Raw genomic sequence first — 15,693 nt, 5'->3', positions numbered from 1 at the left:
TTGCCTCGACGGTAGCCCCACCCACCGACACCTACGCCAGATCGGCCATCAACTGTTCGATGACCCGCTCCTGCGACACAACCTTCCCCACCCGCCGCAGCTCAGTGGCCAATCCAGGGTCCCACGGCGCCTCGGTCACCCGCCCCACCGCAGGCCCTGACCCCGCGACCGACAGGTAGTCCTCCCGGCTCATCCGCCATGGCCGCACAGCCACACGCGCCATCAGATGCGCGGCGATCCGCAGCCCCTCACCGTCGAAATCGCCGTGATAGCGCAGTTCTGCGCCACCCGCGCCGAGCAACTCGAGCAATCCCACCCCCGCGCTGTTCGGCCATCCCGCCGTGCAGACCATCGGTGGACAGCGAACCCCGAATCGGCGCACCGCCACCGCCAGCACGCTCGGATTCTCCACCACATAGACCATCTCCGGCACACCGTCGAGCACCCGCACCGCCCGCACCTGTTGCAACGTCACCGCAGCGGCCATCGCGGCCTCGGCCGTCACCCGCAACACCTCGCCGAGTACGGTCCCCGCCCCCACCCCACCGAGCCCGGCCACCAGCACCGTCGGCGACAACTCGTCGTCGGCAACGCCCGCCAGTTCCCATAGTCGTCGTACCCCGACCGCGTCCGAGGGCATCGGGCACTGGTGGATCTCGGCGAGCGCCCGCATCACCAGCGAATGCAATCTGGTCCCCTCGTCGAGTGCGTGGGTGTCCCCGACGGTGGATTCGGCCAGGACCGGCACCGGCACCCCCGCGGCAGGAAGCGCGGCCAGCACGGCTACCGCCTGCTCCAGCAGTCCCCGAGTCCGCGGCACCGATTGCCCGACCAGTCCTGACCGCTCCGCGCCGGTCACCCATTCGGTCAGTGCGGGCTGAGCCAGCACCACCGGATGTGAACGCAGCCAGTCCCAGAGCTGCGCTCGAGCACGAACCCGGGCAGCCCGATCCGCCCGCCGGTCTCCGATCGGCCCGACCAGTTGCTCGACCACCTCCCGAGCTCCGGCCCCCACCGTGCCCGCCAGCACCGAGTCGAGCTCGCCGAGCTTGACGGTGTGGTGTTCGCGCGGCAGGCTCGGCGACCCGAACAGGTCCGCGATCGCCTCGCGTTCGAGGTCGCTGAGTGGACCGATCCGTATCGAGGCCACCGGTCGGCCCGTCGAGAACCGCTCGTGCAGCGCACGCCACAGCGGCATCAACTGGGTGGACAGGTCCGCCACGCTGGATGTCGGCACGTCGCTCCTCCTCACAGCAACTTTCGCCTAGGACACAGCCCGGCCTCCACGGCGACCGCCGACAATCGCACCGACGACCCCCGGAACTGTTGTCCGCCGCCCTCCGGCGGGGAAGAGCCGAGCGGAGATCGCCCCGGACGATGGCAGATCGTTGACCGGATACTGCGCGGAAGGAACCTTGCGGATCTCGTTGATAGTCAAGAAAGTGCCCTCTTCGAGGCCGGCGAAAGCATTGACGATGTGCTGCCCGATATCGCGGCGGGCGGCGAGTGCATACCCGGTGCGTCGTCCCCCGGAAGGAGCCGTCACGGCATGGTCCCGGTCGGGCGTCAGGTCTCGATCGGCATCCGGGACGCGCGCGACGAGCGCTCCGTCTGAGCCGCTGGGGCGCGGCCATATCTCCACTGCGGCTCGGGCGAATGTCGCCGACCGGATGGCGATCTCGTCGACGGTCCACGTCTCGGAAAGCACCCGGTTCAGCGTCAGTGCCGAATACCGGAGAATATGTGCACGTTTGGCGCTCCACGCTCCATTGGACAGGCTGGAATTGAGCTTTCCGGTGACGAGGGTGAGGTTTCCGATCGTGTGCAGCAGACTGTCTCTGCGCTCTTCCTCCTCATCGGCGTCCGCGCCGTTCGGCAATGGCCAATTCTCATGCCAGCTCTGGGGCAACAGATGTTCGATCGACAGTTTCGAGCTCGGTGACACAGGCTCTGTGTGACCGGTCGTCAGATGGTTCTCGAAGGCCAGGAGCAGACGCTGTAGACGATCCCTTTTGAACAGCCGGTACAGCGGCAGCCGCCGCAGTGACTCGGCCAGATCCTCGTCCCCTGGCCACAGCCCGGATTCCGAATCTTGTTGAACCAGAAACTTTTCGACTACATCCGCTGCAGGCTGCTCCACGGCGAGCCGCCGCAACAATTCGAGGAACAGTCTATTGTAGTTCTTCGACGTGAGACGGCAGATCGCACGACGCACCACATACGCCTCGAGGGACGCGATCGCCCGCAGCCGGTCGGCACCGTCGGTATGGGCGAACAACCACAGCAGGACGGGGGTGATCGTCTGCGTATCGACGATTTCGAGTCGGGTCAGCAGGTAGCGCTCGGCCGGGGTTCCGATCGTCGCATTGTCGAGCTCATCGTAGATTCGCGCATATCGGGCGAGTTCGGTGAGGAACTTCTCCGCACGATCGGCATCCCCGGCGAAATAAGCACGCGACACTGCGAGCAGTTGATGCGACTGAACCTCTTTGTGTAGCACCACCGTGAGGAAGTGGCCCACGAAGACATCCAACCGCGGCCGAATCAGCCGGCCTTGGCGCACATCCTTCTGCCACTGCGGCAGTTCGAGCGGTTCCCAGGACTCCTCGTACAGCCTGTCGACCGGTCGGCCACCGTCCTGCAAGGTGCGAAACAGTGCGTTCTTGATCAGGTCGGACGCACGTAGCGCGGTGCCCCGCGCGTTCAGCGTTTCGAAGATGACTTGACCGTTGTCATCGAGCCCGAGGTCGATCACCACCATTTCCAGGTGTTCGAGCATCACCTCGGCGAGACCGTCGAGAACCGCTTCGACCTCGTCTTGATCGCATCCGGCAACGAACGCATCGATCTGCTCGCGAAAATACACATACGCCGACGCGATTCGCGGCAGGGCCGGATCGCGGGTGCTGTCGGCGTACTCGCCTCGCATCACCGCGGTATAGCTGCCACGGTCCCGGTTGGTCGGCCAGAGCTTGAACTCCTCATCGGGGCCGTCGACGAAGTCCGGGTCGTTCACCAAGGACTTGCTGAGCCTGCTCCGGCGCGAAGTCCGAATGCCCGCGGCGTCATAGCTGTCGCGCAACGCCGCGATGAGAACCTGTAATGTCGTCAGACGCTGCTGACCATCGATGACTTCACGCACCTCGAGACTGCCCATGGCACCCCGCTTCTGTTCGAGCACGATAGCGCCGAGAAAGTGCGGATGAACCTCCTCGTCTTCGCGCCGGTCGAACGTGGCCGTGACGTCCTCCCACAGCGGAGCCCACTGCTCGTCCTCGTCCCACACATACGGTCGCTGGAACAACGGCACGACAAGGCGCACATCACTGCGAAACACCGTCTTCAGCCTGCGCGGATGCGCCTCCATCAGTTCTCCGCTCCATCCATCCATCTGCGCGCTTGTGCCATCCCGGCCAGGACCTATCCGGAGAATCCGAATTGTCGAAGCCGGAACTGTGCCGTCTCCAGCTCCTGATCGGTGAACAGTCCGGCGAACCGTGCATCGACCACTGCGGCTTCCACCGTCAGATCCAGACGTCCGAATTCCCACAATGTCGAGAAGCCTTCGGACAGTTGCTTGGTAGCCAGCAACTTCCTAGCAGTCGCCACTGCTCCGAGCTCTGCGACCATCCGGCGGAACTGCCCCGGCCGATAACCGGTCTCGCCGACGGCTCGGGCGATCGATTCGTTGACGACCCTCGCGAACTCCACAGCGGCATCGACCGACTCGATCTCCGATGAAAGCGGCTCCTGCGTCGCAGATTCGGCCTCGTCACCGCCGGCCTCCGGCTCGGTTCCGCGGTTGGCGTATGCAAGTAGCTCGTCCAGAGAGGTAAAAACCTGGTATCCCAGCGCAGTCAACCGCGACAGGTCCACATCGTCGCGGTCGTGCAACAACAGCACCGGCTCCCCGATACCCGGTTGCAGGCCCGCCGGCCACAGCGCGTCGGCGACGGCGAGTTCGCGCCGAGTTCGTGGATCGGCGACCTCGACCTCGAACTGCGGCCGGGCGAACCCGCGCTCGGCCAGTTCCTCGACGGCCGCACGCAGCCGCGCCAGCGCCGGGTTCGCGTTCTCGTCGCGGATCCGAACCGGCCTCAGGTTCGCTGTCGTGGCCTCACCGGCTCGAAGGCTCTCCAGGAACCGCTGCGCGGCCGCGGTAAGGAGCTCGCGGCGAGCCTGCAGGAACTCCGGGTACTTCTCCACTTGCCACAGCGTGGGATTGGTCGGTATCCATTGGGATTCGAGCACACCGGGCTGATCCCGTTCTACCTCGCCGAGATACTCGGCCGGCGAACGCTTCTTCAGCAGATCGACCGTGCTGGCGGGGAGAACGCAGAAGTTCGCCAGGCTCTGGATCTGGCCCCGCTCGAAGCCCGCCTTGCTCAGCAACTCGTTCGGGAACACCCGGTGAATGTCCAGGGCGGCCTGCTGGCCCAGGTGCTCGGCCCGCAGTTCCAAGCCACTGCCGATGTCACGTGCGCCGCAAGCACGACTCAAGGTATAGAGCAGCGGATAGAACCTAGCACCACGGTTGGCTCCGTTGAAGTCGTCCGGCTGTATGGCGAGTGTGCCACCGCGCGTTCGTTCGAGATTCTTGATCAACGCGTCGATGCCCCCACGCGCGGCGGCATCGTAGTCCTGTTGGAGTGCGGTCTCCGCGGAACCGGTGTACCTGCCCCACAGTGCGGCGTGGACATACCAGTACAGGACCCGGTCGCGATGGGCGTCGTCATCGAAGCGGCCTCCGTTGAGTTCCAGCAGACGTGACGCGACGTGGATCGCGGCCGGAGCCATCAGGACCTGAGTGTGGTCGAGGCCGAGCCGCGTCGAGACCGCATCGAGGAAGGTATCGATATGGCTGACCGCTGACCGCAGCGCTGTCTCGAACTCCGCCGGCGTCACCTTGCCGAGCGCGTCGAATACCGAGCGGCCGGTGGCGACCGCGGTGACATTACGCAGCAGCCAATCCAGACTCAGCGCGTAGCCCATCTCGTTCCAGCGGTCGAGGTTGCCACGAAGTTCCTGGCGCGCTTCGGACCGCCGGGCACACAGGCTCGCCAGCGCCAGATCGCCTTTCGACAGTTTCGTGCCGCCGGAATTGACCCGGTTGAAGATTTCGACGACATCGTCCACGGTCCGATGCGAGTCGGTGATCTTCTCCTCGTTGAACGACATCTTGGTGATCTGCTGAACGCGGTTGAGCCGGTCGAGGAAGACGTCGATCAGCGCGTCGTCGACGTGCGGGTAGGTCGTGGGATCGAACCTGCGCAAGTAGCCCATCGGCCCGCGCTGGAACAGTTCGGTGACGTCCACCCAGAACGGATTGCCCTTCATCTTCGCCGGCGAGTAGAACTCGAATACTTCGTTCTCGACATCGAAGTGCAGCCCGGTGAAGGCATTGTCGTCGCCTTCGAAGAACGGCGGCGGGGTCCCCCGCACGACGCCGTAGATGGTGGTCATCCGTTGCTGGCCGTCGAGCAGGAGCCGGCGAGGTCCGGAGACGGCCCGGGAATCGCCCCGGTAGGCGATGTCGTCGGAGTCGGTCTCCCAGAACAGCAGTCCACCCACCGGGTGCTCCAGATACAGCGATCGCAGCAACCCGCGGACCTGGTCCCGGTTCCACACGTAGCCGCGCTGGAACTCCGGCAGCAAGACGATGCCCGCATCGATCTGATCGAGGAGGGTGGACAGGCGAGTCACGGCAACCTTTCGACGTCTGCGGCTTCTGGGAGTAGGTCGCTCGGGGCGCCATGCCACGTTACGACGAGTTCTTCCCGCGCCCGGGTACAGGCGACGAACAACAGGCAGCGCTCTCGCTGGAGGTCGCGCTGATGCGCGTGCGGGTCGTCCTCGGCCGCAGTTACCGCGGCCAGGGGCGGCACCTGCCCGGCGTTGACCCCGAGGACCGCCAAGTAGCGATACTCGAGACCCTTCATCCGATGCATCGTGCCGATGCCGACACCGCCCTCGGTCGTGGCCGCCAGGTCGACTGCCGCGATGCCGGCGCGGCCGAGAGCGGCCCTGGCCCGGGAACCGAGATCGTTGGCGCGAGTGGCGATTCCGATCTCGTCCGGCACCGCGCCGCGCTCGATCCAGCGACCGACCAGTTCGACCAGATGGGAAAGTTCGTCGTCGGCGGAGTCGAATCCCCGCACGATCGGAGCTTCTCCGCGGAGATCGGAACGGCATCCGGCGATCGTGTCCAGCCCCTCGTCCATATCATCGATGCGCTCGCCACGCAGCAACTCGAGGCTCCAGCGCAGAATCTCGGCAGTGGTGCGGTAGTTGACGGTCAACCGGTTCGATCGCCCGGCGACCTGAATTCCTACCTCCTTGAGCGTCACCCGGTTCTGATAGATGCGCTGGTGGGTATCGCCTGCCAAGAACATGTCGTCGCTGCCGCCGGGTACACAGGCGCGCAGCAGCCGCCACTGATCCGGGCTGAGGTCCTGGGCTTCGTCGACGAGGATGTGCCGGTACATCGGGTCCTCGACTGTCTCCATAATGCGGACCGCTTCGCGGCAGACGGTCTCGTGGGTCCATCGCCCGGTGTCGGTGAGTCGCCGCTCGAACTCCGAGATCGCCATCCAGACGCCCGCTTTCGCCTGTGCGTTCATGGCGCGGCCACGGCCACGACGCTTCGCGGCGAGATACTCGTCCGCGGACCGGATTCGCTGCGCCAGCACTACCTCGCGCCACTCCTCAGCGAGGAATCCGGGAGTGAGGGCGAGCTCCAGATCGCCGATGACAGCTGTCCACACCTGCCGTTCTTGCGTGGCCGACAGGATGTTCGCGGGCTTGCGGTGGGATCGGAATATCTTGTTCGCGAGTCGATCGACATTGACGACCTCGATCCGCCGCCGCACGCGTTCGTCGTCGATGAGCAGATTCACCCCCGCTTGGAGGATGTCGGCCAGCGTCGAGGTGAACGTGGTCAACAGCACCGTGCCCTCGCCGCGCTTGGCGAGGGTGTGGGCACGGTGTAGGGCGACCACGGTCTTCCCGGTTCCCGGGCCACCGGTTACGCGGGCCGGGCCGCGATAGGAAGCGTCGGCGATAGCTCGCTGGGTAGGGTGCAGATAGACCCGCCAGAAGTCGAGCGGCCGTTCCAGCACCGCGAGCAGTTCCTCCGGCCCGTCGACCGAGACCAGGCGGTGGCCGCTGCGCGCGATGGCCGAGTCGAGGTCATCGGGATCGATCGGCTCGGCGGTCAGCTCGGTGGCCAGCAGTTCCCAGACCTCGTCTGGAGTAAATCCCTCGGCGAGTCCCGACAGCACCTGCCACTGCGTACCGGGCAAGAACTCTTTCACCGCCTCCAACTGCGCGGAGTCAGTGAGCGATCGGCTCAGTTTCAGCACACGGTCATCGATCCCCAATGTGCGCAGTACGCCGTCACCGAAGCTCGCGAACAACGGCGTCGGTTCGGACCTGGTCGACTCCGGTAGGGCGGCGAGTGTTTCACTGGCACCGTCACCGTCCCAGATCTCGACGACACCGAAGGCGGGGTTGACCGAGACATCACGACGGGCCGCCCACGCATACGCGTCGTCGTGGGGAAGGACCTTGAGCAGAATGTAGGTATCGCCTGAACTCGGCGCCAAGACGATGCCCCGCATGAACTGGTTGATCCGGATCGATCGATACCGATCGTTGCGGGCGACGTGCAGCTTCTCCAGGTGCAGTCCGGCGTGGGTGCTCGCGGCGAACTTGGCGAAAACATCGCGCACATTGCGCTGCACCGACGTTTCCAGCGCGCCGAGGTCGAGCAGGAAGTCCTTGTCGATCACCAGTTTCGCCACCTGGCCCCCTCCGGCAAATCTGACAGTCTCGACGCTAGAGCGCCTGCCCAACGAACCGGCCAAGGCTAGCATCGCAGAATCCTGACTCTGCCGCGAAGCCGGGCAATCGATGATTCAGCTCATGCCGCGCATCGTGATCAAGGTGTCACGTGCCTGTTCCGGTCCGAGCACCCCATCGAGCACGGCCGCCGACATCAGGTCGCGGGTGCTCCGGGCGGCGATGCCACGGCCCTGGGCATACCGCAATACCTCCGGGTTGTCGGTGATCCATCCGGCTTCAGCGAACTCCCGGCGTTCGGTCAACAGGAAGCAGGTCTCGGCCTCGCCGAGGTTGTGCAGCGACCGCTCGTGCGCGCCGCCGAACACGACCCGGCGCAGCCGTTGGACCACGCGGATCTCAACCGGATCCTCGATGTCGATCGGCTCACCCAGGCAGCGGCTCAGCGCCGCGTTGGCGTCAGCGGGCAGCGAGCGGGCAAACTCGTACTCCACCGCGCAGGTCCATACGCCGCGGGTGCCGAGGATCGAGGTCAACAGCTCGAGACGGTCCATTCGCACGAAAGTGCCCAGGACCGCGCTGTCGAGAAACAGGAGCTCACGCACGGCTATTCGTGGGCCTCCCGGTCAGCTTCCAGCGATGCTCTCAGCTGCTCGATGTCGACATCGAGCAGATCGGCGTAGGGGCGCAGCGTCGCCGCGCCGGAATCGTAGGCCGCGTAGGTGTCTCTGACCAGCAGGCCCGGCGCTCTGGGGGTGCTTGCCGTGACCACCCGCTCGCCGAACTCGACGCCGCGCCCGGCGATATTCGCGGCCTTGGCCGTGGTGAGGCGCTTGAACCGGTCACCCAGACCGGCGTCGATCAGGCGCAAGTCGAGTAGCCGAAACGCCAGCGCCGAGGGGGTGACGATCAGATCGCAGGCCAGGTCCGCGAAGGCTTCCTCGCTGAATTTCGCCGCCGTCATTCGTTCCCGCACCAAGTCTTCGGGCATGAGAAAGGCGGCCGCGAAGGAATTCGCGCGGATCTCGCTACCGTCGCGGCGCTGCGCGGCTTGAAAGACATCCTCGTCCAGGTGCACGCCTTGATCGTCGCCCGCCAGCAGATGGCCCAGCTCGTGCGCGAGGGTGAATCGTTGCCGCGCCGGGGTCGTGCTGGCGGCCAGAATGATCAGCTTGACATCGGGGTAGGAAACCGCCAGCCCGTCGAAATCCTGATCGAGCGCCACCACCGCGACATCCACCCCGAAGGCGGATTCGATCGCGGCCGCGAGGTCGGGCTCGAGCACGGAACTCCCCTTCACGGCCAGCCGTTTGGCGGCCGCGTCGGCCAACCGCCTGCCCTGTGCCTGGAACGACCCGGCCGCCGACAGATTCGACGACCCGCTCCACGGTTGGGTATAGCCGAGACTCGCCATATCGCTGCGCAAGGTGCCGTACCGTTTGGCGATTTCCAGCGCGGTGCCCGCGGCGCCGCCGGTCGTCCGGGCCGCCACCGCGATCTGGGTGTCCTCGCCGGTGACCAGCCAGTCGACGGAGACATCGCACAGCTCGGCGATCCGGGCGAGGTCCACCGAGGAGAACCGCCGGGTCCCCCGTAGGGATTTCGACAGCTTGGAGTCGTCCAGCCCGATCCGCAGGCCGAACTCCCGCTGACTCAGACCCGACTCCTGGATCATCTCCCGGACGCGATCTGGAATGCTCGACACACCGAGGATGGTAACCCAGTCGACTTGCGATAATCGCAAACACGAACCACTATGGTGAGGGCGTGACCGACTGGCGCTGCGACCTGCACCGTCGCAGTCCGGCTCGCCACCGCCGGCGCGCAGCACCGAGGGATAGCACGGAAGGTTGGACCGAGGATGACGATCGCAAGCCCGCAGCACGCCGCCGCCGACCAGCGCGCGTTGCCGCCAGTGCCGGAACCGGGCCAGATCGTCACGGTCCGCGGTTCGACCTGGGCGGTGACCGATGTCCGGCAACAGGGCCTGCCGCGCAGTCCCGCCGACGAGGGTGACCCCCGGCTGACCCATGTCGTGGGACTGCAATCGCTGGCCGAGGACCGCCTCGGTGACGAGTTGGATGTCGTGTGGGAGCTCGAGGTCGGCCAGACCGTCGCCCCGGACCAGGGCCTCCCCGAGCGGATCGCGCCGGAGAACTTCGACGACCCGAACCGTCTGGCAGCCTTCGTTGATGCGGTCCGGTGGGGAGCTGTCACCTCGGCCGATGCCGACGCGTTCCAGTCGCCCTATCGCAGTGGCGCCAATGTGGAGGCCTACCAGCTGGAACCGTTGCGCCGTGCCCTGCAATCCGCCCGCACGAACCTGCTGCTCGCCGACGACGTCGGCCTCGGCAAGACGATCGAGGCCGGGCTGGTCGTGCAGGAACTGCTGCTACGGCACCGGGCCCGCTCGGTGATCGTCGTGTGCCCGCCGAGCCTGGCGTTGAAGTGGCAGGACGAAATGCGGGAGAAGTTCGGTTTGGACTTCACCATTGTCAACAGTGATCTGATTCGCCGGGTCCGTCGCAGTCACGGTCTCAACGCCAACCCGTTCGGCCTGTTCCCGCGGGTCATCGTCAGCATGGCGTGGCTGCCGTCGCTGCGCGCCCAGCAGATGCTACGCGAGGTCTATGCCTCGGCGGGCAAGGCCTCGACCGCCCGCCGCTACGCGTTCGATGTGCTGGTGGTCGACGAGGCGCACCATGTCGCCCCGGCGGGCCCTACCGCGGTCGGCGGTCGACGCGGATACGCCATCGACAGCAACCGCACGATCGCCACACGGGATCTTGCCCAGCGTTGTGAGCACCGACTCTTTCTGTCGGCTACACCGCACAACGGATACTCGGAGTCGTTCACCGCGCTGCTGGAGATGATCGATGGTCGCCGGTTCACCCGGAGCGGAATCCTGGACGAGACGGCGCTGAAGGATGTCGCCGTTCGCCGGCTGAAGACCGACATCCCGGAGAAGAACTTCAAAACCCGGCAGCTGAAGACTATCGGCTTCACCCCCGACGACGAGGAACAGGACAAGTTCAGCCTGCTCGACCGCATCCTCACCGAGAGTGCACGCCGCAACGGTCGTGGTCGCTCCGGCGACATCGTCTCGATGCTGTTGAAGAAGCGTTTCCTCTCCAGCCCGTGGTCGTTCGCGCTCACCCTGCAGCGCTACGACGAGGCGGCATCATCGGGGCGCCTGCCGGCCATGGACGACGATGACGACGAGTACTACCAGGAGGTGCTCGGCAGCGGCCAGTCCGACGAGGAAGAGGGTGAGACCGAACAGCCGGAGTTCTCGACGTTGCGCCGCAGCAAGGGGTCGGACCCGCTGAGCGCCGCGTCGCCGGAGGAGATCGCTCGGCTGGTCAGCTGGGGCGATGGGTTCGCACATCGTCCCGATTCGAAGCTGAAGGCACTGGTCGATTTCCTCGACGCGGTCTGTCGGCCTGACGGCAAGAGCTGGACCAATGAGCGCGTCGTCGTGTTCACCGAGTACGCAGCCACCCTGGAGTGGATCAAGGGGGTGCTCGAGCAGCGCGGCTACAAAGACCGGTTGGCGGTGATCCAGGGTTCCACCGACGCCGAAGAACGCGAGAGGATCCGAGCCAGGTTCAGTGCCGATCCGAGCAAGGAACCGGTGCGGGTGCTGCTGGCCACCGACTCCGCGGGCGAGGGAATCGATCTCCAGGCGCGCTGCCACCGGCTGGTGAACTACGACATCCCGTTCAATCCCTCCCGGCTCGAGCAGCGCATCGGCCGAATCGATCGCTACGGCCAGCAGCAGACCCCGTTGATCTTCCAGTTCGCTCCGGACCGCACCTCCAGCACGTTCGGCGCCGACCAGGACTTCCTGCGCCGCATCGCCGAGAAGGTCGGCACCGTGCACAGCGACCTGGGGGCGGTCAATCAGGTGATCGACGATGAGGTGCAGCAGCACTTCAGCCCCACTGTCGCCAAGCGGCGAGGTGGGCGCAAGAAGGAAGCCCCCGACGACGGAACCGCCGCCATTTCCACTGTGATGGCCGGAAGCCGGGAACTCAACCGGCGCCTGACCGAGCTCGCGAACAGCTACACCGAAACCAAAGCACGCATGCACATCACCCCCGCGAACCTGCGTCGCGTGGTGGACACCGCGCTGGGACTGACCGCTCAGCCGATTCTGATCGAGACGGTCGACCCCGATATCGAACAGGTCTTCGAACTCGAGGAACCGGATTCGCTGAATCCGGTGGACGAGCCCGGTGCCGGGCAGGTCTTCGACCTCCCCGGTCTGAGTGGAGCATGGCAATCGGTGCTTCGTGGGCTGGACACCCATCTCGAGCCGGGCGTGTGGCGCCCGGTGACCTTCGACGACCGCATTGCGAAGAACCGCGACGACATCGTCCACGTGCACCTCGGTCACGGTCTTGTGCAGCGGTCGGCGCGCATCCTGCGGAGCAAGCTGCTCGGCGTTGGTTCCGACGTGAACCGGGTCACCGCGGTCGTGGTCGACGATCTGCCGCAGTCCTGTGTGGCGGTAGTGTCGCGGCTCGTTCTGGTCGGTCGCGGCGGCCTGCGTCTGCACGAGGAGGTGTTCCTCACCGGTATTCGCATCCGCGGTAACGACATGGCCGAGAAGAAGGTCGAAGATCTGCTGGAGGCGACCCTCGACACGACGGACTTGAAACTCGCGTCGCCGCAAGTGCGTTCGACGCTGGCGAATCTCTGGAACGTCGAGGGTTCGCGCCTGCAGAGCCGGTTGCTCAATGCGATGAACCGTCGCGCGGAGAGCAAGCAGGACGAGGTGGCCAAGGCGCTGCAAGCACGCCATACCGCGGACACCAGCCGCACCCGCGAGATCTACGCCGCGTTCCGGCACAACCTCGACGACTCGTTGAGGCGGCTGCGCGAGCAGCAAGCCGAACTGGAGCTGCAATTCTTCACCGACGACCAGCGCAAGCAATTGCGCCGCGACATCGACGTGATGCAGCAGCGCCGCGACAACCTCAACGAGGAAGAACAGCGCGAAATCACCGCAGTCGGTGAGCGTTACGCCGATATCAAGCCCTACGTGTCGGTGGCGGCCGTCGTGTTCGCCCTGACTCCCGCCGACGCCGAGCCCGGAGCACTGCAGCGATGACCACCGCACCGAAGAAAACCCGTCGCCGCGGCACCTCCACCGCGGCCGAACTGCACCGCGAGTGGCTGGAGCTTGTCGACACCGATGGCCCGTTCCTCTCGATTCCCGCCCTGAAGCGGGTCTGGGAAACGGGCATGCCCGCGATGAACACCGAGGCGCTCGCCGTTCTGCGCGAGGCCAAGCCCGCCTTCGAGAAGTCCTGGCGGGAATGGGATTCCGATCGGGACAACGAAGCGGTTCTCGAGCGGTACCGGGCAGCCCGGGACACCTGGGTCGAGACGGTACTGGGCGAGGTCCTCGGGTGGGCGCAGCTGTACACCGCGGGAAGCGCCATCTCGGTGAAGTCGCCGAACCACCAGGTCACCGTCACCGCTACCGGGGCGCTGGTTCGAGGCGACCTGACCGGGGCCCTGGTTCTGGTGACGGACCCGGTGGCGTCGCTGCGGGATCCGCTGGACGACGGGTGGGCAGCGAGCCCCATCGACCGCATGGCGGAGCTGCTGCGTGCCGCCGACGCGCGCATCGGCGTGGTCACCGACGGGCGGTGGTGGGCCGTCGTGTCCGTCCGGCCCGACACCATGGTCGCTTCCGGCATCGTCAATGCCCAGACCTGGATCGAAGAGCCGCAGACGCGCAATGCGTTCGTCGAACTCCTGCAGCGCCGCTGCCTGATCGGTGGCAAGCCGGAGGACCGGCTGGCCGAACTGTTCGGCGAATCGGTCGCTGCTGCCGAAGAGATCACCGAGGCACTCGGTGTCCAGGTACGGCAGGCCGTCGAGCTGCTCGTGCAGGCCATGTCCGAATCGGCACTGCACGACATGTTCCACAACGACATGCCTGACCCGCTGCCGAAACAGAAGTCGCAGGTGTACGAGGCGGCAGTGACCGTGATGATGCGGGTCGTGTTCCTGCTGTTCGCCGAGGAACGCGGGCTGCTCCCGCAAGGCGAGCTGTTCACGCTCGGATACGGGCTGAGCGACCAGCTGGATGAGCTCGACCGGCGGAAGGAGTTGGAGGGCAACGAGGCTCTCGACGGAACCTTCCACACCTGGCATCGGCTCCTCGCCACCTCGAATGCCATGTACCGCGGAGCCTCGTTCGAGGACATCCGCATCCCGTCCTACGGTGGTTCACTGTTCGATCCGGACCGGTTCTCGTTCCTCACTGCACTGAACCCGGCCGGCGAGTTGTCCATCAGCATCTCCGATCGAGTCATGCTCGAAGTGCTGCGTTCGGTCCAGGTGGCGACACCAAAAGGGCAGGACGCGCGGCGAATCTCCTTCCGAGACATCGACGTCGAGCAGATCGGTTACATCTACGAGGGTCTGCTCGGCTACTCGACCCAGACCGTCGACGAGATCACCGTAGGTTTGATCGGCGCCAAGGGCGCGGAGCCGGAGATTCCGCTGGCCACGCTGGAAGAACTGGCTGCCGAGCACCCTGACCCGGCCAAACTGGCCGACGCCCTCATCGCCTGGGCGAAAGCGGATCAACCGGCCGCGAAGTCGGTATCGAAGTCCGCGCTCACCAAAGCAATTCGCGGGTCAGCCGAGGTCGCCGACGCCGAGCACGCGCTGCTGTCGGTAGCCCGCCATCAGGAGTTGCGCGACCGGCTGCGCCCGTTCATCGGCATCATCCGCCGGGACTTGCGTAATCGACCGTATGTTGTGCTCCCCGCCGGTGTGGTTGTCATCGAGACTGCCTCCAGGGCGTCCGCCGGTGCCCACTACACCCCGCGGTCCCTCGCGGAGGAGGTCGTGCAGCACGCGCTAGAGCCCCTGGTCTATTCGCCGGGGCCGCACCAGACCGCAAACAGGTCGGAGTGGAAGCTGATCTCCTCCGACGCGATCTTGAACCTCAAGGTCGCCGACATCGCCTGCGGTTCCGGCGCTTTCATCGTGGCTGCGGCGCGCTTCCTGGCCGACCGGCTTGTCGAGGCATGGCAGCGAGACAGGGTCGCGGCTGGGGCACCACACCAGGTCCAGCTACACGCCATCCGTAAGGTGGTGGCCTGCTGCCTATACGGCGCGGACATCAACGCGATGGCGGTAGAGATGTGCAAGCTGTCCTTGTGGCTGGTGTCGCTGGATCCGAAGCTGCCGTTCTCCTTTGTGGACGACAAGGTCTTCCATGGGAACTCCCTGCTGGGATTGACGGACGCCCAGCAACTGAGAACACGACATATCTATGCCGACAAAGCCGAGGGCCGACCCCAGGATTCGTTGTTCGACATCGATGTGAACAGCACGCTCGCCAAAGCCGCACAGCTGCGTGAGGCGCTGGCATCTCCGGTGGACGATCGGGATCCTCAGCGTGCGACCACGACCAAGCGACGGCAATGGTCTGACTTCCAGACTCTCACGCGACAACTTCGAACGATCGCCGACGGCGTTGTCGCAGCAGGCCTTTCACAGGGCGGCAAACCCGGCAAATTGTTGAACTCAGCGTACGAGAACCTGGATATCGCGATCAGCCAGGCCTTCCCATCGAACAGCGAACCGGCCGATTCAGCCATGCTGGTGCGGATCGTCGACCAGGGGCTCACACCGACCGTCACAACCGATTACGACCGATGGATTCCGCTGCACTGGATTCTGGCGGTACCGGACGTGATGGGGCGAGGCGGGTTCGATGCCGTCATCGGCAATCCCCCCTTCCTCGGCGGCCAGAAGCTGACCGGTGCGATGGGAACCAATCTCCGCGATTGGTTCGTGAACGTACTGGCATCCGGCCAACGAGGCAGTGCCGACCTCGTCGCCTACTTCTTCCTCCGTGCC

At 65.6% G+C, this 15,693-nt stretch carries 9 protein-coding genes; 3 read left to right on the top strand and 6 right to left on the bottom strand.

Translation table 11 applies throughout. The features are described 5' to 3' along the window. Window positions 1-31: 31 nt before the first annotated feature. Genes QC180_RS25910 through QC180_RS25895 form a run of 4 tightly spaced genes read right to left on the bottom strand, consistent with a single transcriptional unit; the run spans window position 32 to window position 7,361 of the window. Complete coding sequence (locus QC180_RS25910) at window positions 32-1,237, bottom strand: TIGR02679 family protein (protein WP_278265436.1); 1,206 nt, start codon at window positions 1,235-1,237, stop codon at window positions 32-34. A gap of 27 nt (window positions 1,238-1,264) precedes the next feature. Next, window positions 1,265-3,367, bottom strand: coding sequence for a DUF262 domain-containing protein (locus QC180_RS25905; RefSeq protein WP_278265435.1), 2,103 nt, complete (start codon window positions 3,365-3,367; stop codon window positions 1,265-1,267). Between the two features lie 53 nt (window positions 3,368-3,420). Then, complete coding sequence (locus QC180_RS25900) at window positions 3,421-5,703, bottom strand: GmrSD restriction endonuclease domain-containing protein (RefSeq protein ID WP_278265434.1); 2,283 nt, start codon at window positions 5,701-5,703, stop codon at window positions 3,421-3,423. After that, a complete protein-coding gene (locus tag QC180_RS25895; RefSeq protein WP_278265433.1) occupies window positions 5,700-7,361 on the bottom strand; it encodes a UvrD-helicase domain-containing protein in 1,662 nt (553 codons plus the stop codon). The genes QC180_RS25900 and QC180_RS25895 overlap by 4 nt, the downstream gene beginning before the upstream one ends. 303 nt (window positions 7,362-7,664) lie before the next feature. Between QC180_RS25895 and QC180_RS25890 the strand changes: the two genes are divergently transcribed. Beyond that, window positions 7,665-7,871: a hypothetical protein gene (locus QC180_RS25890; protein WP_278265432.1), complete on the top strand. Its 207-nt coding sequence runs from the start codon at window positions 7,665-7,667 to the stop codon at window positions 7,869-7,871. Window positions 7,872-7,916: 45 nt separating this feature from the next. Here the strand turns inward: QC180_RS25890 and QC180_RS25885 are convergent, their stop codons facing one another. After that, the gene (locus QC180_RS25885) at window positions 7,917-8,336 is read right to left on the bottom strand and encodes a hypothetical protein (protein WP_278265431.1); all 420 of its coding nucleotides are present in this window, start codon (window positions 8,334-8,336) and stop codon (window positions 7,917-7,919) included. Between the two features lie 71 nt (window positions 8,337-8,407). Beyond that, window positions 8,408-9,631 (bottom strand): XRE family transcriptional regulator, encoded by a 1,224-nt coding sequence (locus QC180_RS25880; RefSeq protein WP_278265430.1) that lies wholly within the window; start codon window positions 9,629-9,631, stop codon window positions 8,408-8,410. A gap of 30 nt (window positions 9,632-9,661) precedes the next feature. Between QC180_RS25880 and drmD the strand changes: the two genes are divergently transcribed. Both drmD and QC180_RS25870 read left to right on the top strand, forming a co-directional pair. Further along, window positions 9,662-12,916, top strand: a complete 3,255-nt coding sequence (gene drmD / locus QC180_RS25875; RefSeq protein WP_278265429.1) for a DISARM system SNF2-like helicase DrmD — start codon at window positions 9,662-9,664, stop codon at window positions 12,914-12,916. Continuing rightward, on the top strand, window positions 12,913-15,693 hold a 2,781-nt coding region (locus tag QC180_RS25870; protein ID WP_278265428.1), incomplete at its 3' end, for an Eco57I restriction-modification methylase domain-containing protein. The genes drmD and QC180_RS25870, both read left to right, overlap by 4 nt.

The sequence above is a fragment of the Nocardia anocheti genome, assembly GCF_029675105.1.
Classification (GTDB): Bacteria; Actinomycetota; Actinomycetes; order Mycobacteriales; family Mycobacteriaceae; genus Nocardia.
The sequence above is the reverse complement of the archived record's forward strand: the minus strand, read 5'-3'. Positions and strand labels throughout refer to the sequence as shown.

Excerpts from the sequence above, each read along its gene's own strand:
- QC180_RS25905 (WP_278265435.1), bottom strand. The coding sequence starts at position 3,367 with ATGGAGGCGCATCCGCGCAGGCTGAAGACGGTGTTTCGCAGTGATGTG.
- drmD (WP_278265429.1), top strand. The coding sequence starts at position 9,662 with ATGACGATCGCAAGCCCGCAGCACGCCGCCGCCGACCAGCGCGCGTTG.